Annotated in this window: 13 protein-coding genes; 10 read left to right on the top strand and 3 right to left on the bottom strand. The window is 43.3% G+C overall.

The window, feature by feature from the left end; genetic code table 11:
• Positions 1-57 precede the first annotated feature (57 nt).
• Positions 58-1,218, bottom strand: a complete 1,161-nt coding sequence (locus GJV22_RS03510) for a T9SS type A sorting domain-containing protein (protein WP_163708762.1) — start codon at positions 1,216-1,218, stop codon at positions 58-60.
• Positions 1,219-1,387: 169 nt separating this feature from the next.
• On the bottom strand, positions 1,388-3,280 hold the full coding sequence (gene speA / locus GJV22_RS03505; RefSeq protein ID WP_163708759.1) for a biosynthetic arginine decarboxylase: 1,893 nt from the start codon (positions 3,278-3,280) through the stop codon (positions 1,388-1,390).
• Between the two features lie 366 nt (positions 3,281-3,646).
• Between speA and GJV22_RS03500 the strand changes: the two genes are divergently transcribed.
• The gene (locus GJV22_RS03500; protein ID WP_163708756.1) at positions 3,647-6,463 is read left to right on the top strand and encodes a M16 family metallopeptidase; all 2,817 of its coding nucleotides are present in this window, start codon (positions 3,647-3,649) and stop codon (positions 6,461-6,463) included.
• Between the two features lie 75 nt (positions 6,464-6,538).
• On the opposite strand, the gene GJV22_RS03495 is transcribed toward GJV22_RS03500, so the two are convergent.
• Positions 6,539-8,353, bottom strand: a complete 1,815-nt coding sequence (locus GJV22_RS03495; RefSeq protein WP_163708753.1) for a glycoside hydrolase family 2 protein — start codon at positions 8,351-8,353, stop codon at positions 6,539-6,541.
• A 329-nt stretch (positions 8,354-8,682) separates the two neighbouring features.
• On the opposite strand from GJV22_RS03495, the gene GJV22_RS03490 reads away from it, so the two are divergent.
• The 9 genes from GJV22_RS03490 (at position 8,683) to GJV22_RS03450 (ending at position 23,777) form a co-directional block, all read left to right on the top strand.
• Complete coding sequence (locus tag GJV22_RS03490) at positions 8,683-10,269, top strand: family 43 glycosylhydrolase (RefSeq protein ID WP_163708750.1); 1,587 nt, start codon at positions 8,683-8,685, stop codon at positions 10,267-10,269.
• A 131-nt stretch (positions 10,270-10,400) separates the two neighbouring features.
• On the top strand, positions 10,401-10,988 hold the full coding sequence (locus GJV22_RS03485; protein ID WP_163708748.1) for an RNA polymerase sigma factor: 588 nt from the start codon (positions 10,401-10,403) through the stop codon (positions 10,986-10,988).
• A 93-nt stretch (positions 10,989-11,081) separates the two neighbouring features.
• Complete coding sequence (locus GJV22_RS03480; RefSeq protein ID WP_163708745.1) at positions 11,082-12,170, top strand: FecR family protein; 1,089 nt, start codon at positions 11,082-11,084, stop codon at positions 12,168-12,170.
• 208 nt (positions 12,171-12,378) lie between these two features.
• Positions 12,379-15,738, top strand: coding sequence for a TonB-dependent receptor (locus tag GJV22_RS03475; RefSeq protein WP_163708742.1), 3,360 nt, complete (start codon positions 12,379-12,381; stop codon positions 15,736-15,738).
• 21 nt (positions 15,739-15,759) lie between these two features.
• A complete protein-coding gene (locus GJV22_RS03470; RefSeq protein ID WP_163708738.1) occupies positions 15,760-17,634 on the top strand; it encodes a RagB/SusD family nutrient uptake outer membrane protein in 1,875 nt (624 codons plus the stop codon).
• Between the two features lie 18 nt (positions 17,635-17,652).
• Positions 17,653-18,357, top strand: coding sequence for a DUF3823 domain-containing protein (locus tag GJV22_RS03465; protein ID WP_163708734.1), 705 nt, complete (start codon positions 17,653-17,655; stop codon positions 18,355-18,357).
• A 105-nt stretch (positions 18,358-18,462) separates the two neighbouring features.
• Complete coding sequence (locus tag GJV22_RS03460) at positions 18,463-20,970, top strand: glutaminase family protein (RefSeq protein ID WP_163708732.1); 2,508 nt, start codon at positions 18,463-18,465, stop codon at positions 20,968-20,970.
• A 191-nt stretch (positions 20,971-21,161) separates the two neighbouring features.
• Positions 21,162-21,677 (top strand): RICIN domain-containing protein, encoded by a 516-nt coding sequence (locus GJV22_RS03455; protein ID WP_205461734.1) that lies wholly within the window; start codon positions 21,162-21,164, stop codon positions 21,675-21,677.
• A gap of 45 nt (positions 21,678-21,722) precedes the next feature.
• Positions 21,723-23,777: a beta-L-arabinofuranosidase domain-containing protein gene (locus tag GJV22_RS03450; RefSeq protein ID WP_163708730.1), complete on the top strand. Its 2,055-nt coding sequence runs from the start codon at positions 21,723-21,725 to the stop codon at positions 23,775-23,777.
• The last annotated feature ends 15 nt before the right edge of the window (positions 23,778-23,792 follow it).

Here is a 23,792-nt window from a genome sequence, read left to right as displayed (position 1 = left end):
GTTCTCAGACAAATAAAGACATTTTCTGTGCTGATTGTTCAGATGGAGCTGTATTTTTTACTCGACTTTCAATAATTTTTCGGTCCAGCAATAGCCGGTTGACCGATTGGTGAATTGAAGAAAGTACGACCCGTTGGGAAGCTGATTTGTGTTCAAAACAAGGGTTTGATCCTCCGGAGATATTGTTTGATGCGACTTGCCTTGTTGGTCGAATAGTTGAAGCTGGTAGTCGGCTAAATTTCGTCCGGTGACCTTCAGTTTATTTTGAAAGGGATTAGGGGAAAGCGAGAATTTTGCCCTTGCAGGTGCCGACACCGAAGTTGTGCTGGTGCTGAAGGGGGTGCTGATGGTGATTTGGTAAAGGTTGCGGCCAATATCGAAGGTGCTCCAATATTCATCTGTCAGGTAGAGGGTGGCGTTGTCGACGAAGCAAATGGATTCTTTTTGGGTGCTATTTTCCAGTTCGTAAACTTTGTAATTGCCACCGAAGAAGTTGTCGCCCGAGAAGTTGTAGAACACCCAAACCCGGTCGTGCGACAGCAAAGCCAGTTGCTTGCCGTTGGGACTGATATCGGCAGCAGTAATCCAGTAGCTGTAAATCATCGTTTCTTCGGTGCTCGTTCCACCGGTGTCGAATGAACCGATTTTCTCAGCAACATATTCGCCCGGTTCATCCGGGATTCGGTAGACACTGGTTTTAATTGGGAAACTCCGGTTTTTCGAAAACAGGTACAAATAGTTGTTGGACCAAATAATCGCTTCACAATCGAAATTCATGTTGCCATCATCGGGTGGAAACTCCGTTTGATCTTCATAGGTGAATTTGATCTTTTCAGCTTCAATGCTTTCTGCCGAAGTGGATCCGGGATTCGGTATTTTGTAAATTCGCAGGTTATCGCGGTCGTTGTTATTGTTACCCATATCTCCGATGTAAAAATTGCCTTGGTCATCCTGCGTCAAATCTTCCCAGTCATGATTTTCAGCTCCGCCGATTTTAACGGTTCGCAGTAGGTTTCCCAAGGTATCGCACAGGTATAGCTCGGGTTGACCACCACTGTCGTTCAAGGTCCATATTTCATTTTTACCTGTGAGTTCAATTCCGGATGTTTCTTCTACCTTTTCCGGTAAACGACAAAGTGTTTTTAGTCCGGTGCCCATAGCCTGACCGGCACCAATCAAAAAAAGAGACAAAAGGGGAATTCGTATTGCGTTTCGCATTCTGCTTGTTTAATTGTTTGCATTCGAAAGTCAAAAGTTACAACAAGCGTGAAGGAGTTTGGTTAGCCGAAAGTTGAAATTGACGAAATTTTAACAACAAGCGGTGTCCGCTGAAACGCAAAAAGGCCATTCGAGTTGAATGACCTTTTGCAATATATAAGCTTATCTTTTATTCGAGGTAAGTGTATCCGTACAGGCCTGACCGGTAGTTCGACAAGAATTCTTTTCCTTCTTCGGCCGAAATTTTGCCGGATTTTACAGAAGTTGTCACCCAGGTTTCGACCATGCGAACCATCTTTTTCGGATTATACTGAACGTAGTCCAGTACTTCTGCTACTGTTTCGCCGTCAATCACCTGATCGATGTTGTAGCCTTTTTCATCCACCGAAACGTGAACGGCATTGGTGTCGCCAAACAAGTTGTGCAAGTCGCCCAAAATCTCTTGGTAAGCTCCAACCAGAAAAGCTCCAATGTAATAGGGCTCTTTGGCTTTCAGTGAATGCACCGGCAAAGCGTACGATATGTTTCGGGTTGAGATGAAATTATCGATTTTACCGTCCGAGTCGCAGGTAATATCCTGCAAGGTTGCCGAGCAAGTTGGTTTTTCATCCAACCGGTGAATCGGCATAATCGGGAACAGTTGATCGATGGCCCAACTGTCGGGTAGCGACTGGAATAAAGAGAAATTACAGAAGTACTTATCAGAAAGTAGTTTCGATAATGAACTCAGCTCTTCCGGATAATGGCGCATTTTGCTCACCATTTTGTTGATGTCGCGTGCAACAGACCAAAAAAGACGCTCAATCTGGGCGCGGGTTTTCAGATCCAGTAATCCCAGGCTAAAGCGGTCTAATGATTCTTCTCTGATTTGCTGGGCATCGTGCCAGGCTTCCAACATGCGGGGTTGGTTCAGGTTGTCCCATAATTCGTGCAATTCCTTCACCAACTCATGGGCTCCTTCTGCTAATTCTGCGTCTTCATCCCAACTTGGCAATGAGGCAGACTCCAGTACTTCAAAAATTAAAACGGAATGGTGCGCTGTTAATGAACGCCCTGATTCTGTAATAATGTTTGGGTGCGGAATACCGTTTTTATTGCTAACATCAACGATGGAAGATATGGCATCGTTCACGTACTCCTGAATGCTGTAATTAACACTGCTTTCACGATTGGCAGAACGCGTTCCGTCGTAATCGACGCCTAAGCCGCCACCAATGTCTACAAACTCAACAGCAAAACCGAGTTTGGCCAATTGTACGTAAAACTGAGAAGCCTCTCGCAGGGCGATTTTAATGCGACGAATTTTATTGACTTGGCTGCCAATATGAAAATGAACCAATTTTAGGCAATCTTTCAAGTTGTTGGTTTCCAGGAAATCCAACGCTTCCAGAATCTCGCTCGAAGTTAGCCCGAACTTACTGCCGTCTCCACCTGAGCTTTCCCACTTGCCGCTACCGCTGCTTGCCAGCTTAATACGGATGCCAAGATTCGGCTTTATTTTTAAGCGCTTGGCAATTTTAGCAATCAGTTTAAGTTCGTTTAACTTCTCAATTACGATGTAAATGCGGCGTCCCATTTTTTGAGCCAACAAAGCCAGCTCAACATAGTCTTCATCTTTGTATCCATTACAAATGATCAAGGAATCGCTGTCGGTATTGATTGCAATAACAGCATGAAGTTCAGGTTTAGATCCAGCCTCAAGACCAATATTAAATTTTTGGCCATGACTGACAATTTCTTCAACAACCGGGCGCATCTGGTTGACCTTGATCGGGTAAATCAGGTAGCTGTTGGCCTGGTAGTCGTATTCTTTGGCGGCAATTTTGAAACAGTTGGTCATCTTCTCGATGCGACTGTTCAAAATATCCGGAAAACGGATTAAGACCGGCAGCGCTACATCGCGCAATTGCAATTCATCGATCAATTCTTTCAAATCAACCTGAGATCCATCTTTTTGAGGTGTTACTACCACATTACCATTTTCGTTGATCGAAAAATAATTGATCCCCCAACCATTAATGTTGTAGAGTTCTTCGGTATCCTCAATTCGCCATTTTCTCATTCTTTTAACTAGTCAATAAAATTTGTCAATCGTGTTATTTTTTTGTGCGTGCCAAAGATAATTTTTTTAGAAAAGGATTGCGGTTTTAAGGAACTGAAATTAAGCAAAATCATCCTAGTTTTCGAATTCTGTTCAATTTAAAAAAACATTGGCAGAATTTTAAATTCTCAGGGTGATCTCCTGCCGGATCGGAAAACCATAAAAACAGTGGAGAAACAGGTGCGAAACCGAATAACAAGAAAGAATTAAGATTTATTTACATATTCCGGTGTAACGATTGCCTTACCGGAAAGACCTATCTTTGGTAGGAAACAAATATGTTTCGCAGCTTGGTAATTAAAGTATGTTGAAAATAAATTATTTAAAATGAATTTGACTCGTTTTACCTTTCTTTTTCTATTATTACTTTCATTCACTTTAGGTGTGTCTGCTCAAATGAGCACAACCATTCCGTTGAATGAAAAGGTCGTTAGTGGCGTTTTGCCCAATAAAATGCATTACTACATCATGCATAATGAATTCCCGAAAGATCGGGTAAGTTTTTATTTCCCACAAAACGTAGGATCGATACTCGAAAACGATAGTCAGAAAGGGTTGGCACACTTTCTGGAACATATGGCATTTAACGGTACAGCCCATTTTGCCGGTAAAGGATTTTTGGATATGCTTCAAAAGTACGGTGTTCGTTTTGGTGCTGATATCAATGCTTATACCGCATTCGACGAAACCGTTTACAACCTGAGTAACGTTCCGACAAATGAAGAGCCATGGTTGCTTGACTCATGTTTGTATGTGTTGCATGACTGGTCGGGAGCACTATCATTGGAAGATGACGAGATTGATGCAGAACGTGGTGTCATTCGCGAAGAGTGGCGTACACGCAGAAATGCATCAACCCGCATTTATGAGCAAACGTCTCAAACAACGTTTAAAGGGTCTAAGTATGCCGATCGGATGCCAATAGGCGACATCGATATTGTAAACAACTTCCAATATCAGGAATTGCGTGATTATTATAATAAGTGGTATCGTCCCGACTTACAGGCGGTTGTTATCGTTGGTGATATAGACCCCTTGGAGATGGAGAAAAAAGTAAAAGCAATTTTCGCTGAAATACCATTGAAAAAAGACCGTGCAGAACGCGATTATGAACGTATCCCTGATCACGATGATACCTACTTTTGTCTGGCAACCGACAAAGAAGAGAAGTACGTGCGAATTATGTACTACGAAACTTCAGACAAGCCTTTGGTAAAGGATGAAAAATATCTGAGAGATCAACGAGTGAATTCGCTGGTGTTTTCAATGGTGAATAATCGCTTGAATGAATACATTCAAAACAACCAAACCGATGTTTTAGGCGCACAATCGCTTTACACGGATGCAACTCGTTTGCAACGCAATTTTGTGCTATTCCTAGCACCAAAACCGGGACAGGAAATGAACGGGTTCCGTGAGGTTTATACCGAATGGCAACGTGCTTACCGGTTTGGTTTTACTAAATCGGAGCTTGACCGGGCCAAGCAAAACACAGTAAGCCAGTACGAGAACTTTCTCGCCAACATCGATAAGGTGGAGAACAACAGTTGGGCTAGTCAATTATATAGCTACTTTTTGACTGCGGATCCGTTTATGGCTCCTGAAGCAGAGGTTGAAATGCAAAAGTCACTTTTAGAGGGGATTACTTTGGAAGATGTCAATGCAGCAATCAAAGAAATTCAGGCAGGGAAGAACAGGATGATTACCGTAACCGGACCTGAAACAGAAGAAAATGTATATCCGGGTATTGCTGATTTTGAAAAAGTGATGGCGGAAGTAAACGCGATGGAATTGGATCCTTACGCGGAGGAGGATGCAGGGAAACCATTGGTGGCTGCAGATTTGAAACCTGCTCCTGTGAGTGAGACGTTCGCTGTTGAAGGCTTGGAAGGAGCTACCGGATATGTGTTGAATAACGGTGCACGTGTTGTTCTTTACCCAACTGATTTGGCGAAAGATGAAATTTTGTTGTCTGCTTATAGCTGGGGAGGATCATCGTTGGTTGATCAGGCCGATTTGGCCTCTGCTGATCTGGCAGTTGACCTGGTTGAATCGTCTGGTTTGGGAGATTTCAAAGCGACTGATCTGAGCAAGAGATTGTCGGGCAAAATAATAAGCATTCAACCATCAATCAGTTCACTTAGTGAGGGATTTAGCGGATCAACCAACCAGAACGATTTTGAGACCTTAACACAACTGATCTATTTGTATTTTACCCAGCCTCGTGTTGATGAGAATGCCTACAACAACATCATTAATCAATACGAAGCATACCTTAAAAATGCAGCTGCAGATAACAGTAAAGCGATGCGCGATACGATCGCTCTGGTTTCTTCAAACTACAATCCACGTACTTTGTTGATGAATCAGTCATACATCGACGCTTTGGATATGAATCGTGCGGGTGAGATTTTCAAGGAGCGTTTCTCGAATGGATCAGATTTTACATTCGTTTTTGTTGGAAATGTAGATGAAAGCATGTTGCCGGCCATTCAAACATACATTGGTAATATCCCAAGTACCGGGAAACAGGAATCTTATGTAGACCACCAATTAAATCCCAAAGAAGGCAAAACCGAGCGAAATGTAATTCGCCCAATGAACACGCCAAAAACAAGCGTATATCTGAAGCTTTCGGGTGAATTGGCGAAACAGGAAGATACCAAGTTGACCATGTACTATATTGGTCAACTGTTATCGAAACGTTACCTGGTAACTGTGCGAGAACAAGAAGGTGGAAGTTACGGTGTTAGTGCCAGTGCCGGTTATTCAACATTGCCGGAAGAACGTTTCGGAGTTACGATTAGCTTCGATACAAACCCGGAAAAGTCAGATAGAATCATGGAAGTTGTTTTCCAGGAAATAGAAGCTTTGAAGGAAGGTAAGATTGACATGAAAGAATTTAACGAAGTGAAAGCTTCGCTACTGAGTCTGCGTGAGCAAGGGGCAAAGACAAACCGCTTCTGGCTTCGCGATATTATGGACTATCTGCAAACAGGAGATAAAATATACAGCGGAGAAGCTTATAAAGCGTTAGTCGAAAGTGTTACGCCCGAGAAAGTTTCAAAGCTTGCGAAACAAGTTCTGAATAACCCAACAACCGTTGAGGTTTTGATGAGTCCTGCTGATACGGCATCGAACTAAAAATCGAGTTACAACATAAAAAGAAGGATTCAATTTAATTTGAATCCTTCTTTGTTTATAGGATAAACTGCGACTTTATTTTTTATCCAGAGACTTACAGATTTTTCGGTTGATTTCAGCAACCCGTTTCTCGTCAATTTTGATGACTTTGCGGTCGTAAGTCATCAATCCGTTTACCTCAACTTCAACATCGGTTGTTTGTGTATACACGGCAGCGGAGAAGCCGGATTTAATCAACTTAAGAAGTTTTTCCCCATATTCTACGTATTGGTTGGTTACTTCATCAGAGGTCTTAAATTGTACATAGCCCCAGTTACGATCCGGTGTCCAAAGATGATTATCCAGCGCCAGGCCGATTCCACCATACTCGCCTAAAACAGTCGCTCGTTGGGCGTCGTATAGAAACAGGTTGGGCCCTGGATAGTGGTGTAAATCCAGCATGTCGCCAACTTGATAGTGGTTCCCGCCGCTGGCCGGATTGACCAACCGACTTGGGTCATAGTTTTTTGTCCATTCAACGATTTCTTTCGTTTTGAATTGCCCCCAGGCTTCGTTAAACGGAACCCAGCAAACCACCGACGGATTGGCGTATAAGTAGTCCATAATTCCTTTCCATTCAGCTCTGTAATTCGCTTCCGATTCAGCACTTCTTATTCGTTCATTGCCGTTGAAATAGTTCCGTGGTTGCCATTGAGGAGAACGGTCTCCGCTTGGCATGTCCTGCCAAACCAAAATTCCCAGTTGGTCGCAGTGTGTGTACCAACGTGCCGGTTCAACCTTTACGTGTTTTCGGATCATGTTAAATCCCCATGCTTTGGTTTTCTCAATGTCATATTTCAACGCTTCATCAGTTGGTGCGGTATACAATCCATCGGGCCACCAACCCTGGTCTAGCGGGCCGAACTGGAATAAATCGTGGTTGTTTAGTTGAAGGCGGACAATGCCGTTTTCATCGCGCTTAGTTGATACTTCCCGCATAGCAACATAGCTGCTTACTTCATCGACAATTTTACCATTGCTGATTAGTGCAACTTTCAGGTCGTAGAGGAAGGGAGAATCAGGGCTCCAAAGTTTGGCATCTTTAAGCGCTATCGTTGCTTTTTCGTCAGCAGCGGCCTTTGTCGAAGCGACTGTTTTTCCACCGTCATAAACGTCAACTTTATAATAATCGCCTTGTGAAGTTCCCGAAGTTCCCAGTTCCAGTGTTAATCTGCCATGATCGATGTCGGCAGTGGGGCGAATCGCTGTGATGTATTTTTGAGAAACCGGTTCCATCCAAACAGTTTGCCAAATACCGCTTACCGGGGTGTACCAAATACCTTCCGGGTTACTGGTTTGTTTGCCACGTGGCTGGTATCCTTTGTCCGACGGATCCCAAACTTTGACAACCAACTTTTGCTCACCGGATTTATTTAGGTAGGCGGTCACGTCAAATGAAAATGGCGTGAATCCACCTTGGTGCGAACCGATTTTGATATCATTCACAAACACTTCGGTTTTCCAATCAACAGCACCAAAATGTATGATGATGTTTTCCCCTTTCCAGTTTGAAGGAATGGTGAAACTGCGTTTGTACCACAATTCCTGGTTTTCATCAATTCGTTTTTGTACCCCCGAAAGACTCGATTCAACGGCGAACGGAACAAGTATCTGGCCGTCAAATGCTGTCGGTTCGAATTCGCCGACCGGTAAAATGGCATAATCCCATAACCCGTTCAGGTTCTTCCAGGCTTCTCGCTCAATCAAAGGACGCGGGTATTCCGGCAATACATTGTTTACATCAATCTCGTCAGCCCATTTCGTTTTGATCTTTTCACCGGCAGGTTGCCATTGGGCAAAACTACTTGTTGAAATCAAACTTAGAAACAAAGCAAATGCTGATCTTTTCATGTTTAATCTGTTTTTTTGTTACCAATTAGAATCATTGCACAGGTCATTTCCTCCTGCCTGTTTAATACAATTTTTGCTGTCAGATTACTCATTTGGTTGGGTGTAAAAACTGATAGTTTAAAAAAGTTGCCAGGTTTGTGAGTAATTTGGATCGTCATGGTGTATTTATGGACAAGAGAGTCTTCAGCGCTGCAGGCAGAATAGTAAGCAAGCACCTACCATAAAGCATGTAGAACTTTTGGGTAAGAATGTTTAGCTTGCAAAATGTCTTTTGCGTTTGATGAAATGATAACAGATAAAACAACGATAGAAAGAGCAAAAATTACCCCATGAAGATGCGCAGTCTATATCATATGCTGTTTCTGATGACGATTTTATTGAGTCTTGCCAGTTGCAATTTGAGCAAGTCTGAAATTCAGGAGTCGTCGATAATGAATCCTGTGTTGCCGGGCGATCGTCCCAATCCAACCGTTGTGCAAATCGGGAACTATTATTACGCCTCTGCTACAAGTAATGAGTGGTCGCCCTTATTCCCAATTTATAAGTCGGCCGATTTATTGAATTGGGAACTGATTTCCTATGTTTTTCCAAGCGGTGCTCCTGAATGGGCCGAGAATAATTTTTGGGCTCCTGAGTTAGTGTATGATGAAAATCAAGATAAGCTGTTTGTTTATTATACCTGTAGTGAAAAGGAATCCGGTATGTTGACAATGGCTGTTGCCAGTGCTGACACGCCTGAAGGTCCGTTTAACGATTTAGGACCGTTGGACTTGTCTGAAAGGGGCTCTGTTGATGGTTTCGAGATGCGCGATGAAAATGGAAATTTGTTTCTGATTTGGCGGGAAGCTTTTAGGGAGAATCTCCCTACAGTGTTCTTTGCACAGCCAATTTCGGAAAACCGGACAAGAATGGTCGGTCCCCGAAAAGAACTGATTCGAAATGATTGCGATTGGGAACGTGTAGCTTTGGATGGGCCCGCTTTGTTTCGTAAAGGCGACTATTTTTACATGTTTTATTCTGCTGGTAATTGTTGCGAAATGAATTGTGACTATAAAATTGGGGTCGCTCGTTCAAAAAAGCTGATGGGGCCATGGGAGAAGTACGATGCAAACCCGATTTTGACAAATAATGAATTTTGGAAGTGTCCCGGTACCGGAACAGTAATCGAAGTCGAGGGAGATTACTATTTTTTATATCATGCATTTCGAACTAATGGGGGAGATTTTCTGGGGCGTGAAGGAATTCTTGCAAAAGTTGACTGGACCGAAGATGGATGGCCTCTGTTAAAAAATAATACACAGATTAATCGCCCGGTTGAGGAACTGGATTTCTCAGACGATTTTTCAGAAGCACTTAATCCGGTTTGGCAATGGCGTGCGACCCAAAATTTGGCTTATTCAACCAGCGAAAATGGTCTGATGCTGGCGGCATCGAATCAAAATAACGACATTGGAAATTTGCTTGTTCAGTTTTCAACATCCAATAACTATGAAATAATTGCTGATGTTGATATAGATGACACCGGTTTGAATGCCGGAGGAGGGATCGCGTTGATTGGAGCGTCCAATAATGGTATGGGAGCTCCCATAGCTGGAGTCGGCATCTCGGTTGATCACAATATGATCCAGGTTTGGAAAATGCTGGATGACGAAAATAACATCTATGATGCTGTTCAAACGCCTCCTGGTAATAGCTTGGTGAGTTTGAAAATGGAAGTTAATCATGGCTGCATGGTGCGGTTTTCATTTTACGATGGCGAACGTTGGAATGTGATTGCGGATTCAATTAATGCTTCGTCCTATGTTCCTTGGGGAATGGGTTTTCGCTGGGGCTTGACATCACATGGAAAACAAGGCGAATATGTAAATATTTCCAAGGTTGAATTACATCATAAAGAACTAGCGAAATTGGAATGAAAAGAACCGTAAAATAGGAGAACCAGGAAAAGAATCTATTTCTAAAATAGCGTTCTTTTTGTGCGTTTGAAAGTTTCGTAATTTGAGCTGAAACTGACACTTGCTAAACTAAACTGACGAATAGACTTGACTTGACGAATAAAACGGAACATATTGACCAACAAATGGTATTGCGCCTAAAGGGGGGCGACATGGTCGCTTTTCAGAAAATATTTGTTTTCTACAGCGAAACCCTGTTTCATTTTACCTGTTCATATCTCAAAAATACGGGCGAGGCAGAGGAGATTGTTCAGGATGTGTTTTTGCGAATCTGGGAAAAACGAGCGGAAATAGATCTTGAAAAATCATTCAAAAGTTTCCTGTATACCATGACTGTCAATAAAGTGTTGAATCACCTCAAGCATCAGGTTGTTAGACAGAAATACGAAAAATACCTCAACAATTTCAATCACGATTTTTCAGAGAGTCCCGAAGCCCAAGTCCATTATAAGGAGCTTGGTGAACGAATTGAGGGTTTGATGAATAAACTACCGGAACAACAACGTAACATTTTTAGCTTAAGCCGACAAGAAGGGCTGTCGAATAGTGAGATTTCAGAAAAACTGGGGCTTTCAATCCGGACAGTGGAAAATCAGATCTATCGGGCGGGAAAATTCCTAAAGGAACAACTGAAAGGAGAATATCTCTTCGCCCTGTTGCTATTGGCACATTTGCTATAATGCGATAACAGCAATCGGATGCAATTGTCGCTTGATTGAAAAAAGTTAAAGATTGTGTGAGTAGTGAGTCAAATTAGATTGTATTAGGATCGAATGAAGAATAGTAAGAACATAGAAAGGAGATTTAACGACCTGCTTGAACGGTTCCGGAATCAGAGCTGCTCACTGGAAGAACTGTATGACTTGCAGTCTTTTTTCGAACGAGAAGAGCTTTCTTCTGTTATTCGAGACAAGATGATCGGTGAGCTTGAGCAAGGTGATTATCCGGTTGCAGGCTCGTTCGACGGCGGACAGCTGTTCGAGACAGTGAACCGACGCATTGAAGAAAAGCAACGTAGATTGGCTGAGACAGCTAAAAAAGGTAAGACACGACAGTTAGCTTTAAATTGGATTCAGATGGCTGCTGCCGTGGTCGTGTCGTTTGTTCTTGGAGGCACAGCGATCTACTTCATTAGTTCCCGGGGATCTGTTCCTGAAGCAAAACCTTCGTATTGTGAAGTGGTATCTCCACTGGGCTCAATCTCTCGGGTAACTCTTCCCGACAGTTCAGTTGTGTGGCTGAATGCCGGAAGTAAGCTCAAATATTCAACCCAATTTAATGTGTCAAACCGTGATTTGTCGTTGGAAGGTGAAGGTTATTTCGAGGTCGCAAAGAATAAGGAATTACCATTCACCGTGGATGCTTTTGGCTTTCAGGTCCGGGCTGTTGGTACCGAATTTAACGTGAAGGCTTATGCTGACGAAGAAACGATTGAAACCCTATTGGTTGAAGGGAAAGTTGAGTTGGAGCACCGAACAGTAAATATCGCAAAAGAGACCTATCTGAACCCAAAATTTAAAGCCACTTTTTATAAAAGCAGGAAGACAGCAATGGAGAACGGACAGCCGCGATTGGTCATTAGTCCGAACAATGATCCGCTGCTGTATACCAGCTGGAAAGATGATAGGTTTGTTTTTAAAAGTGTTGTTTTCAAAGATTTGATGTTGATGCTTGGACGAAAGTATAATGTGACATTTCAACTTGAAAATAAGGAGATTGAAAGCTATCGGTTTACCGGTACGCTCGAAGATGAAAGCATAGAACAGGTTATGGAGGTTATTAGAATGTCCTCACCGATAACTTATGAGATAAATGGTAAAAAAGTAATAATTAACAAAGATTTTGAAAGACTGAGAAACTAAGAAAATGCTAAAAGAAAAAGGGAACAGATTTGGCCGATCCGCTCCCTTCAATCGATAAATGTTCGAGTTAAATTTAATCAATGCAGCATGGTGTGACGACTAATGCAAGCATTAATTGTGTATCATTTAACAAACCAAATGTATGAAAAAAAATCTAAATGGATTTGTTTTCCCGGCAAGGGGAAAGCTTAAAAAAACTTTACTTGTGATGAAACTAACTGCCGTATTTATTCTGACTTTGCTTTTTCAGGTAAATGCATCGGTTTACTCACAGAATACCAAGTTCAACGGTGACTACCGGGGCAAAAGTATTCGGGAAGTATTTACGATGATTGAAAACCAAAGTCACTATCGGTTCTTTTTTAATGACGATTTAATTGATATTGACAAAAGAGTCGATTTTTCTGTGAAAGATGACAATGTTGAGGTTATTCTTGAGCATTTATTCGAAGGGAGCGACATTCAATATAAAATTTTAGACAACAACCTGATTGTTCTCACAACAAACGACAACCCGAGTTATAGCCAACAGGTGGATGCTGTCTCCGGGAAAGTTACAGATAAAGATGGTGATGTGTTGCCCGGTGTGACGGTGGTTGTAAAGGGAACTACAATTGGGACTGTTACCGATGCAGATGGATATTTCCATTTAAAACTAAAACCGAATGCAACGGTCTTGATTTTTTCCTTTGTTGGTATGGAAACAATGGAGGTACCGATCGAGGGGCAAACTGACTTCAATATTTCGATGGTTGAAAGTTCCATTGGACTGGAAGAAGTTGTCGCAATTGGTTATGGGGTTCAAAAGAAAGAGTCATTAACCGGTGCCATTTCCGGTATTTCGTCTGACGATTTGGAACGCGTGCATGCAACAACTGTAAGTAGTGCGCTTGCCGGAAAGATTGCAGGTGTAACGTTCCGTATGCCTGACGGCCGCCCTGGTGCCAGCGCAAATATTCAGATTCGTAACATGGGTGATCCCCTGTATGTTATCGACGGGATCCAAAAAGATGCCGGCCAGTTTAACAATATCTCACCAAACGATATTGAAAGTATTACAGTATTGAAGGATGCCTCGGCAGCGATCTACGGTGTTCGGGCTGCCAATGGTGTTGTCGTGGTAACAACGAAAAGAGGAAAGCTTGGTACCAAGAACCGCATTAGTGTTGATGCTTACATGGGCTGGCAAAACTGGACCCGTTTCCCGGAAACGGTGGGGGCCTACGAGTGGATGGTTGGTAAAGCTGATGCCGAAATGAACCTGAGCGGTAGTACAAATATTACTCCAGAAGAGCTGGCTAAATGGAAAGAAGGAACCGAACCGGGTTACCAAAGTTTCGATTGGTACGATTTTATCATCAAACCAAATTCACCACAATCTTCAATTAACGTTAGTACAACCGGTGGATCTGAAAAAATTAATTATTACCTGTCATTTACCCGCTTGGATCAGAATTCCATGTTGGGGCGCGAGTTTACGTTCGGTCGTACAAATATTCAATCCAATGTTGATGCACAAATTACCGATCGATTGAAAGTAGGTGTTTCTATCAATGGCCGCATTGAAACCCGCGATAACCCAGGTGTCCCCGGGGGCGATGACTATTGGGCTCCTCGTTTTGCTTTGTTTCGTAACCGTCCCACCGAACGTCCTTTTGCCAATGATAATCCCGATTACATTAACAACATCGGGCACATGGCAGAAAACTGGGGCTTGCTGACGAAGGAAAATTCCGGTTATTGGACTGAAGACTGGCGTGTAATGCAGTTGAATTTTACCGGTGAATACGAAACACCGATTAAGGGATTAAGCCTGAAAGGAATGTATTCATACTACTATGCCGACCGTTTGATGAATGGCCACGAATATACCTATGATGCCTATACCTACTATCCTGAAACCGATGAGTACAAAGTTACTTTCGCCAACTTAAACCCCTGGCGGGAACGCGGTACGCATAAGGTGCTGGAAAATGTCATTCAACTTCAGGCAAACTATGCCAGAACATTCGGAGACCACAGTGTTGCTGCAACTTTTGTGAATGAACGCATCGAAAGACGTGATTTGGATGTTTGGGTCCATTCGGTTCCAAAAACAAATGCCTTACCGTTGCTGCAGTTTGCCGATATGGATACCTATAATGATTCGGATGTTGAAACAGCACGTATCGGTTATATTGGCCGCATCAACTACAACTATGCCAACAAATATTATTTGGAAGTAGCCGGTCGTGAAGATGCTTCGTGGAAGTTTGCTCCTGAAAAGCGTTGGGGATTTTTCCCGTCAGCTTCCGTCGGTTGGAGAATTACCGAGGAGAATTTTGCTAAATCGCTTATAGGAGAAAGCAGCTTTGACTTGAAAATTCGTGCTTCGTATGGTGAACTTGGGGACGATAATGTTGGTATCGGAAACTTCGATTATCTGACAGGGTACAACTATGCCACATCGACCGTTATTATTGATGGTTCGGTTGTCAAAGGATCTCGTGACCGGGGAGTGCCAATCACTTCTATTGGTTGGTATACCAGTAAGATCACCGACGTTGGTGCTGATTTCTCTTTTCTGGGTGGAAAGCTGAGTGGAACAGTCGATTATTTCCACAGGAAACGTGAAGGACTACGCGGACGGAAGTATGATATTTTGGTGCCAAATGAATTGGGCTACTCCTTACCAGACGAAAATGTGAACAGCGACGCCACTTTGGGGGCTGAATTTGCGCTGGCTTACAACGGAAATTTCGGCGATCTGCAATACTCCGTTGGAGGTAATGTCTCGCTGGCTCGCAACAAATTTATTGAATCATACAAACCTCGTTTTGGTAATTCTTGGGACTATTACCGCAACTCTTCAGAAGACCGGTGGACCGGCACCTATTGGGGCTACGAAGTCATAGGTCAGTTTGAGTCATTTGATCAAATTAACAGTTGGACGGTAAACAATGACGGTAACGGTAACCGCGATATGATTCCTGGCGACTTGATCTATAAAGATATCAACGGTGACGGTGTGATTAATGGTTATGATGTCAGACCGATTGGCTATCCAAGAGACCAGAATCCAATTGTAAACTTTGGTTTCAACTTTGCCGCACAATACAAAGGTTTCGATTTAAAAGCGGACTTTTCCGGTGGTTCAGCCTACTCCTATGCGCAAAACTGGGAAATGCGTTGGCCTTATCAGAATACCGGTAACCTGTTGGCACAATTCTACGACGACAGATGGCATCGTGAAGATCCTTTTGATTTAAACAGCGAATGGATTCCTGGTAAATATCCTGCTTTGAGATATAACACCGGATGGCACAGTAACTACAATAAGAACTCAAGTTTCTGGTTGACGAATGCTTACTATTTAAGAATGCGTACGTTGGAGGTTGGTTATTCCCTGCCGAACTCACTCATCTCTAAAATCGGAATGGAAAAACTTCGTGTCTATGTAAATACTTATAATTTGTTCTCCATTGATAATCTGAAAAAGTTAGGGGTTGAGCCTGAAGTAATGGAACCAAATGGCTTGCAATATCCGCAAAACAGGATGGTGAACGTCGGTGTAAACCTTTCTTTCTAATCAAAAAAGAGAAAACAAAATATGAAAAAATTTAGTTATATACTAATCATGTTATTTGCCCTGAGCTGGGGCTGTAATGATGACTCATTCTTGGACAGAGAGCCGACCAATATCTTGATTGATAGTCAGGTTTGGAATGATAAAGCTTTGATATTGTCGATCGTAGCAGATCTGTATGACCGGATTCCGGAATACCAAACCATCCAGAACTGGTGGAATTATGTTGATTTTGATGAAGGCTTCGGATCAGCCAGTGGTGATTACTGGCGCCATAAAAACAATGATTGGGGATATGGCGAATGGGGCTTATGGAACTATGATCTGATTCGTGAGGTGAACCTGTTTATTCAAAAGGCGGAGTCAGAACTAACAGATGGTTTGGAGCCCGCAGATAAAGCTCGTTTTATAGGTGAAGGTCGTTTTATCCGCGCTACACTGTACTTCGAGTTGGTAAAACGAATGGGAGGTGTGCCGCTTATTTTGGAGCCACTAACCTACGATTTTAGTGGTGATGCTACTTACCTGCAATATCCGCGAGCTAAAGAGTCTGAAGTTTACGATTTTGTTTTAAGTGAACTCGACGAGATTAAAAATGACCTTCCGAATGATGTTAACGTGAAAGGACGCGCAACACGCGGATTGGTTCTTGCGATGGAGTCTCGGGTTGCCCTTTATGCGGCCTCCATTGCAAAATACGGAGCTACAACACCTACAGTAACCTTACCCGGCGGAGAGGTTGGTATTTCTGCTTCACTGGCTGATGCTTACTATACCAAAGCCTTAAGTGCAGCCGAAGAATTAATTAATAGCGGAACTTATTCTCTATACCAGGAAAATCCGGATGATTTGTCTCAAAACTTTGCTGATTTGTTCGTCAAGAAAGCGAATAATAAGGAAGTCATTTTTGTGAAAGATTTCAAATTGCAAAGTGGGAAAGTTCAGCCATTTACAGTCCAAAATCAACCATGGTCGGGTGCTGAAGACCTGGAGGGCGGACGTTTAAACCCATCGCTGAATTTGGTTCAATCTTTCGAAAAACTAGACAATACTTTCGAGCCATTTCAAACCATGTCGGGTGCAGATCATATTTACTTTGACAGCCCCGCTGACATGTTCGACGGACGTGATGCCCGCTTGAAAGGAACCGTTATTATTCCGGGATCAAAGTTCAAGGGAAAAGATTTGGACATTTGGGCTGGGTATATGCTTGCTGATGGAAGCATTATTACCGGTGATACCTATGGTGCACGTAAAGAATTGCCGGATGGCACCGTTGCACAGGTTGTTGGTTTGGATGGTCCGATCAATAGTTTAGAGTTCTCGGCACAAAGCGGTTTTTACTGCCGGAAGTATATGGATCCAGCGACCGGTTCTGGTCAGCGTGGATTGAACAGTGAAGTTTGGTGGGTACGTTACCGGTTGGGTGAAGTTTACCTGAACGCCGCTGAAGCAGCTTTCGAGTTGGGACAACCCAGTAAGGCAGCCGGTTACCTGAATGTTGTTCGCAGTCGTGCCGGGTTCACAATTGACTTAACGGCTTCTGATGTAACTTTTGACCGGATCGTTCACGAACGTAAAGTTGAGTTGGCTTTTGAAGGTCACGAGTTGTGGGATATGAAACGTTGGAGATTGGCTCATGTTGTGTGGAATGGCGAAGCTGTTTCATTGACAACCGATCCGGGAAAAGCTGACGCTGTAAGCACCCGTGTATACGGTTTGTGGCCTTACAAGTACTACGAGCCAGGTAGTCCGAACGATGGAAAATATGTGTTCCAGCAAGTTTTGCCTGTTGAGGTAACCGGAGCAGATCGTTTCCGCTTGGGTAACTACTATTCATACATTGGCGATGATATCCGGAATAACAATCCGCAGATTGTGAAGAACCCTAACCAGTAACCAAAAAACTAAAAGAAGATGATAAAATTAAGATTGCTAATTATATCGGTTATCGTAGCAGGTTTCCTTTTTTCCTGTGGTTACGATAACTACGATGAACCCGGATCAAGTTTCCAGGGACGAATTGTTTACCAGGGAGAACCAATCAACGTCAGTTATAATGATGTGTTTTTCCAGCTATGGGAGCCCGGATGGGAATTAAATTACTCGATTGATGTTACAATTGGCCAAGACGGATCCTTCTCAGCCTTGTTGTTCGATTCTTCCTATAAATTGATCATCCCTGCAGCTCAGGGACCTTTCCGAAATCTGATCAATTCAGAGACCGGTTCAGATACGATCCTAATAAACCTGAGTGGAAGTACAACCAATTTTGATATCGAAGTTGAACCTTATTATATGGTTCGTAATCCTCAGTTCTCAGCCAGCGGCCGCAATGTGACTGGTACTTTCCAGGCCGAAAAGATTATTACGGATGCAGGTGCTCGTGATATTGAACGCGTAAATTTGTATGTTGGTAAAACTCAGTTTGTTGATTTTAGAACCAATGTGGTGAGTGCTGAAATTGGTGGTGGAGATATAGCCGATCCAAATGCGATCAGCATGACAGTTACGGTCCCGGATCTGACACCAACTCAAAATTATGTTTATGCACGAATCGGTATAAAAATTAGTGGTGTAGAAGACATGATCTTCTCACCGGTACAAAAAGTAGATCTATAATTCAGGGTACACATAGAAGGGCTATCCGAACTTCTATAGGTTCTGGATAGCCCTTTTTATTTAAAATTTAAAGCAATTCATATTCAACTTCAGTTCTATTTTGCCATGATTATAAAAAAACAATTTCAGTTAATCATTCTATTGTTGTTGGCTTTGTCAACAGCTCTGTCGTGCACCAAAGCACAAAAATCAGTTGTTCAGACGATAACGACCGAACTTCGTGCACCGGCTTATCCCCTTATTACCATCGATCCGTATACGAGTGCATGGTCGGAAAGCGACAACTTGTATGACTCGCCTGTTCGCCATTGGACTGGTAAAACTCATTCGTTAATTGGGGCAATCCGTGTTGATGGAGAAGTGTACCGTTTCCTGGGGAAAGTTGATGTGCCTTGGGTGCCGGTTTTACCTTCGGCCAGTTATGAGCCTTGGGAAGGTCAATATACCTTCGCTGAACCCCTAAAGGGATGGGCGAAACTTGCTTTTAACGATAAAAAATGGAAGACAGGAGAAGGAGCTTTTGGTACCGACGGAATGCCAGCTCTGAATACACCTTGGGAAACAAAAGACATTTGGGTACGCAGAACGTTTGATCTGCCTGCCGACTTACCAGCCAGCGACATTTACCTGATTTATTCGCATGATGATAATTTTGAATTATACCTGAACGGCACGGAACTGGTCAACACTGGTTACGAATGGCATAATAGTGTGTTGCTGAAAATAGATCGCACCCTATTGAATGAGGGCGGAACAAATGTAATTGCCGCCCATTGCCACAACCATACCGGAGGCGCTTATGTTGATTTTGGTTTATTTCAGCAAAGCGATCAGAAAGACATTTTTGCCGATACAGCTGTTCAAAACAGTGTAGCACTTTCGGCTACACAAACCAGTTACAAATTTACATGCGGACCCGTTAATCTGAATCTTCAGTTTGTATCGCCTCTGTTGTCAGACGATCTGAATCTGCTTTCTCGCCCGGTGAATTATATCAACTACCAGGTGGCTTCGAATGACGGTGCAAAGCACGATGTGCAAATCTATTTTGAAACTACTCCCGAATGGGCCGTTAACGAAGTGAGCCAGAAAGTGCAGGTTACCAAAGGTAAAACCGGGAACATTGGTTTTGTAAAGGCCGGTACAACGGAACAGCCAATCCTTCAAAAGAAAGGTGATAACATTCGGATTGATTGGGGCTATGTTTACCTGGCTGCCGACAAGACAGAAAATACAACCCTGGCATTGGGGAATTACTTCGATGCCAAAACGGCTTTTATCCAAAACGGCATCGTTGAATCATCTCAAAATGAGTTGACTGCAAAAATGACCCAAAATATGCCGGCCATGGTTTGTGTTGAAAACATGGGAACTGTCAGTGGCGATGCTTCCAATGGTTATGTGATGATTGCTTACGATGATTTGGAATCGATCCAGTATTTTGGCGATAACCTGAAAGCCTGGTGGACTGAAAACGGAGCAAAGAATATCAATGATGTTTTGCAGGCCGCGTCCGCTGAACGGGAGCAAATTTTGGAGCGTTGCGCGAATTTTGACAACCAGCTATGGGACGAAACAGTCGCTGCAGGCGGAAAAAATTATGCTGATTTGTGCGTGTTGGCTTATCGCCAGTCTATAGCTGCCCACAAATTGGTGAAAGACAAAGAGGGGAATATTTTGTTCCTCTCTAAAGAGAACTTCAGCAATGGCTCCATTGGTACCGTTGATGTCACCTATCCTTCGGCACCGTTATTCCTGAAATACAATCCAGACCTGCTGAAAGGCATGCTTAATCCAATTTTCTATTATTCAGAAAGTGGCCAGTGGGCAAAACCTTTTGCCGCGCACGATGTGGGAACTTACCCGCTGGCAAACGGTCAAACCTACGGTGGCGACATGCCTGTAGAAGAATGCGGGAACATGGTGATCCTGACTGCTGCAATTGCTGAAATGGAAGGAAATGCAGATTATGCGGCGAAACATTGGGATGTGTTGACTGTTTGGGCAAACTACCTGTTGGAGAACGGACTTGATCCGGAAAACCAACTGTGTACCGATGACTTTGCCGGTCACTTTGCACACAACGTGAACTTGTCCGTGAAAGCCATTATGGGGATTGCCGGCTACGGAAAACTGGCAAAAATGCTCGGCAAAGACGGTGTGGCTGAAAAATATACCTCTGAAGCAAAAGATATGGCTGCCAAATGGGTGGATATGGCCAACGATGGAGATCACTATCGTCTGACATTTGATCAGCCCGGAACATGGAGCCAGAAATACAACCTGGTTTGGGATAAATTACTGAACCTGGGAATCTTCCCAGCGGATGTTGCACAAACCGAAATTGATTATTACCTGACCAAACAAAACAAGTACGGTTTACCACTGGACAACCGCAGAACTTATACAAAGTCAGATTGGGTAATTTGGACTGCTACCCTGGCAAAAGACAAAGAGACTTTTCAGAAGTTTATCGATCCGTTGCACCTGTTTATGACCGAAACGCCCAATCGAGTCCCAATGACTGACTGGTACGAAACTCCGGATGCCCGTCAGGTTGGATTCCAGGCTCGTTCGGTAGTTGGCGGCTATTTTATCAAACTGCTGGAATAGATTATTGACAGGAGAGGCAGATAAAATGAAATGTGTTTGCAGTTATTCGTCATGTTCTTTGCAATGAGTGCTGCGAACACATTTCACCTTTAGCATGCAAGTGGAAATTGTTCTGAAAATAAAAGATCGAATCAGAAGAATTCGATTGTTTGATAAAACGCATAAGAATAATAATCCAAAGACAAGAATATATGAGACGAGTGTTTAGTTCCGTTTGTATAATTGTTGCTTTAATGGGGTGTATGCTTTCTGGCTATGGCCAGGATATAAAAGGCACCCTGGCGATAAGAAATGTGGAAACAGGTTTGTTGCTGAGGATAAAAGATGCCAATAGCAAAGATGGGACTCCATTAGTTGCTTATCCTGCTCGCAACTGGAAATGTATGACTTGGGAGTTTCAGCACGTAATGGGTGAAACTTATCGGCTTCGAAACCTATTCACCAACAAAACGTTTGCGCCGACTGATGGACAGCAACGTGAGGGCACCCGTTTAGAGCAGGAGTCTCTTGACAAAAATGACAGAAGTCAGGACTGGGAATTCATTCAGGTTGAAGAAGATACCTACCAGATTCGTTTGAAGGGGACTGATCTCTATCTAACGCCATCCGATGCTAAAGGCGGTGTAAATACACCAATAATACTTTCTCCGGAAAACAACAGCAATATTCAGAAATGGACGATTTATCATCAGGATCCACAAATGTGAAGCGGTACACAAAGCTGTAATACTATCTGTAAACCTATTTAGGCTATGAAAACCATAAACTTGATTTTAACCGGAATTGCCATTTTTTTAGCGCAATTCTCGTGGAGTAGTCCACTGCAAAAAGGCACAGATGTTAAGGTATCCACACCGGATCTTACTCAGCAGAACGATTTTTATTTGAGTAACCGGACCCCTCTTCAACCTGCACATTTCATCAAACTTCCCCTTGGAAATATTCAACCCAAAGGTTGGATATTGAAAATGATGGAACTCCAAAAGGATGGTCTGTGCGGTCACTTAGGCGAGATTAGCGCTTGGCTTGAAAAAGATAATAACGCCTGGTTGTCGGAAGGCGGTGATCATGGTTGGGAAGAGGTTCCATACTGGCTGCGCGGATATTCAGATATGGCTTTCATGTTGGACGATGCCGATATGAAAAAAGAAGCTATGGTTTGGATTGAGGCTATTCTGAAAAGCCAAAAAGAAAGTGGTTGGATCGGACCTGAAGTACGGTCCGGCAACGGAAACCTCGATTTTTGGTCGAACATGATCGTTTTGTTTACCCTGCAGAATTATTACGAATACACAGAAGATGCTCGTGTGCTCGATTTCATGAAAAAGTATTTTCAGTTCGAATTGGCTGTTCCCGACGATCAATTTTTGTCAAGCTACTGGGAAAATAGCCGTGGCGGCGACAATCTCTATAGTGTTTATTGGTTGTACAATATCACGGGCGATCAGTTTTTGCTTGAACTGGCCGAAAAGATTCACCGGAATACCGCTGACTGGACGCAGAAGTCTACCTTGCCGAATTGGCACAATGTCAACATTGCCGAATGCTTCCGCGAGCCCGCTACCTGGTTTTTGCAGTCGGCCGATTCGACCGATTTGCAGGCAACCTATAACGACTATTATTTGATTCGCCGCACCTTTGGACAGGTACCGGGAGGCATGTTTGGCTCGGACGAAAATGCCCGAATGGGCTACATCGATCCTCGACAGGGAACCGAAACTTGCGGCTTTGCCGAGCAGATGACTTCGGATGGAATCTTGATGCGTCTAACTGGTGATCCGTTGTGGGCCGATAACTGCGAGGATGTTTTGTTCAACAGTTTCCCGGCGGCCTTCACTCCGGATATGAAAGCATTGCGCTACATTACTTGCCCCAATGGCGTCACTGCTGACGATCAAAACCATGCGCCGGGCATTGCCAATGAAGGACCCTTCCTTACGATGAATCCTTTTAGCAGTCGGTGTTGCCAGCACAACCACGGGCATGCGATTCCGTATTACATTCAAAACCTGGTGATGGCAAGTAATGATAATGGATTGGCAGCGGTGATGTACAATTCGTGTGAGACAACTGCGAAGGTCGGCGATGGAACAGAAGTGAAGTTGACTGAAGAAACAAACTACCCATTCGAAGAACAAGTCCGTTTCAGTTTGAATATGAAATCGAAGGTTCAGTTCCCGCTATACTTGCGTGTTCCCGGTTGGTGCAACAATGCATCGGTTGAGTTGAATGGCAAGAAACTGGATGTTGAAGTACAGGGTAGTGCGTACCTGAAGATTGATCGTGAATGGAAAGATGGAGACCAGTTGACTTTGAACTTGCCGATGGAACTGAGCAGCCGTACCTGGCAGGCAAATCAGAACAGTGTATCTGTGAATTACGGTCCACTGACCTTCTCCTTAAAGATTGACGAGGATTACGAAAAAATAAGCAGCACTGCTTCTGCGATCAACGATTCGAAATGGCAGAAAGATGCTGATCCTGAAAAATGGCCGGCTTTCACAATAGACCCACAATCGGGCTGGAACTATGGCTTGTTGCTCGACAATGACGATTTGAGTTCTTCGTTGAAAGTCGCAAAGAAAGCGTGGCCGGCAGATAATTACCCGTTCTCTGCGGAAAACACACCGATTGAAATTCAGGCGAAAGGGAAGAAAATTCCGCAATGGGGAATCGATCAATATGGATTGGTGGATGTGTTGCCGCTTTATCCGGTAAGAACGAACGAGAGAAAAGAAGACATCATACTGGTTCCGATGGGGGCTGCCCGTCTGCGAATTTCAGCTTTTCCTGCTTTGACTAACTGAATTAAAACCTGCATA

This window comes from Mangrovibacterium lignilyticum, from assembly GCF_010882175.1.
GTDB classification, from domain to species: domain Bacteria; phylum Bacteroidota; class Bacteroidia; order Bacteroidales; family Prolixibacteraceae; genus Mangrovibacterium; species Mangrovibacterium lignilyticum.
This window is presented reverse-complemented; position numbering and strand designations above follow the sequence as displayed.

Excerpts from the sequence above, each read along its gene's own strand:
- GJV22_RS03510 (WP_163708762.1), bottom strand. The coding sequence starts at position 1,218 with ATGCGAAACGCAATACGAATTCCCCTTTTGTCTCTTTTTTTGATTGGT.
- speA (WP_163708759.1), bottom strand. The coding sequence starts at position 3,280 with ATGAGAAAATGGCGAATTGAGGATACCGAAGAACTCTACAACATTAAT.
- GJV22_RS03500 (WP_163708756.1), top strand. The coding sequence starts at position 3,647 with ATGAATTTGACTCGTTTTACCTTTCTTTTTCTATTATTACTTTCATTC.
- GJV22_RS03495 (WP_163708753.1), bottom strand. The coding sequence starts at position 8,353 with ATGAAAAGATCAGCATTTGCTTTGTTTCTAAGTTTGATTTCAACAAGT.
- GJV22_RS03490 (WP_163708750.1), top strand. The coding sequence starts at position 8,683 with ATGAAGATGCGCAGTCTATATCATATGCTGTTTCTGATGACGATTTTA.
- GJV22_RS03480 (WP_163708745.1), top strand. The coding sequence starts at position 11,082 with ATGAAGAATAGTAAGAACATAGAAAGGAGATTTAACGACCTGCTTGAA.
- GJV22_RS03475 (WP_163708742.1), top strand. The coding sequence starts at position 12,379 with ATGAAACTAACTGCCGTATTTATTCTGACTTTGCTTTTTCAGGTAAAT.
- GJV22_RS03470 (WP_163708738.1), top strand. The coding sequence starts at position 15,760 with ATGAAAAAATTTAGTTATATACTAATCATGTTATTTGCCCTGAGCTGG.
- GJV22_RS03465 (WP_163708734.1), top strand. The coding sequence starts at position 17,653 with ATGATAAAATTAAGATTGCTAATTATATCGGTTATCGTAGCAGGTTTC.
- GJV22_RS03460 (WP_163708732.1), top strand. The coding sequence starts at position 18,463 with ATGATTATAAAAAAACAATTTCAGTTAATCATTCTATTGTTGTTGGCT.
- GJV22_RS03455 (WP_205461734.1), top strand. The coding sequence starts at position 21,162 with ATGAGACGAGTGTTTAGTTCCGTTTGTATAATTGTTGCTTTAATGGGG.
- GJV22_RS03450 (WP_163708730.1), top strand. The coding sequence starts at position 21,723 with ATGAAAACCATAAACTTGATTTTAACCGGAATTGCCATTTTTTTAGCG.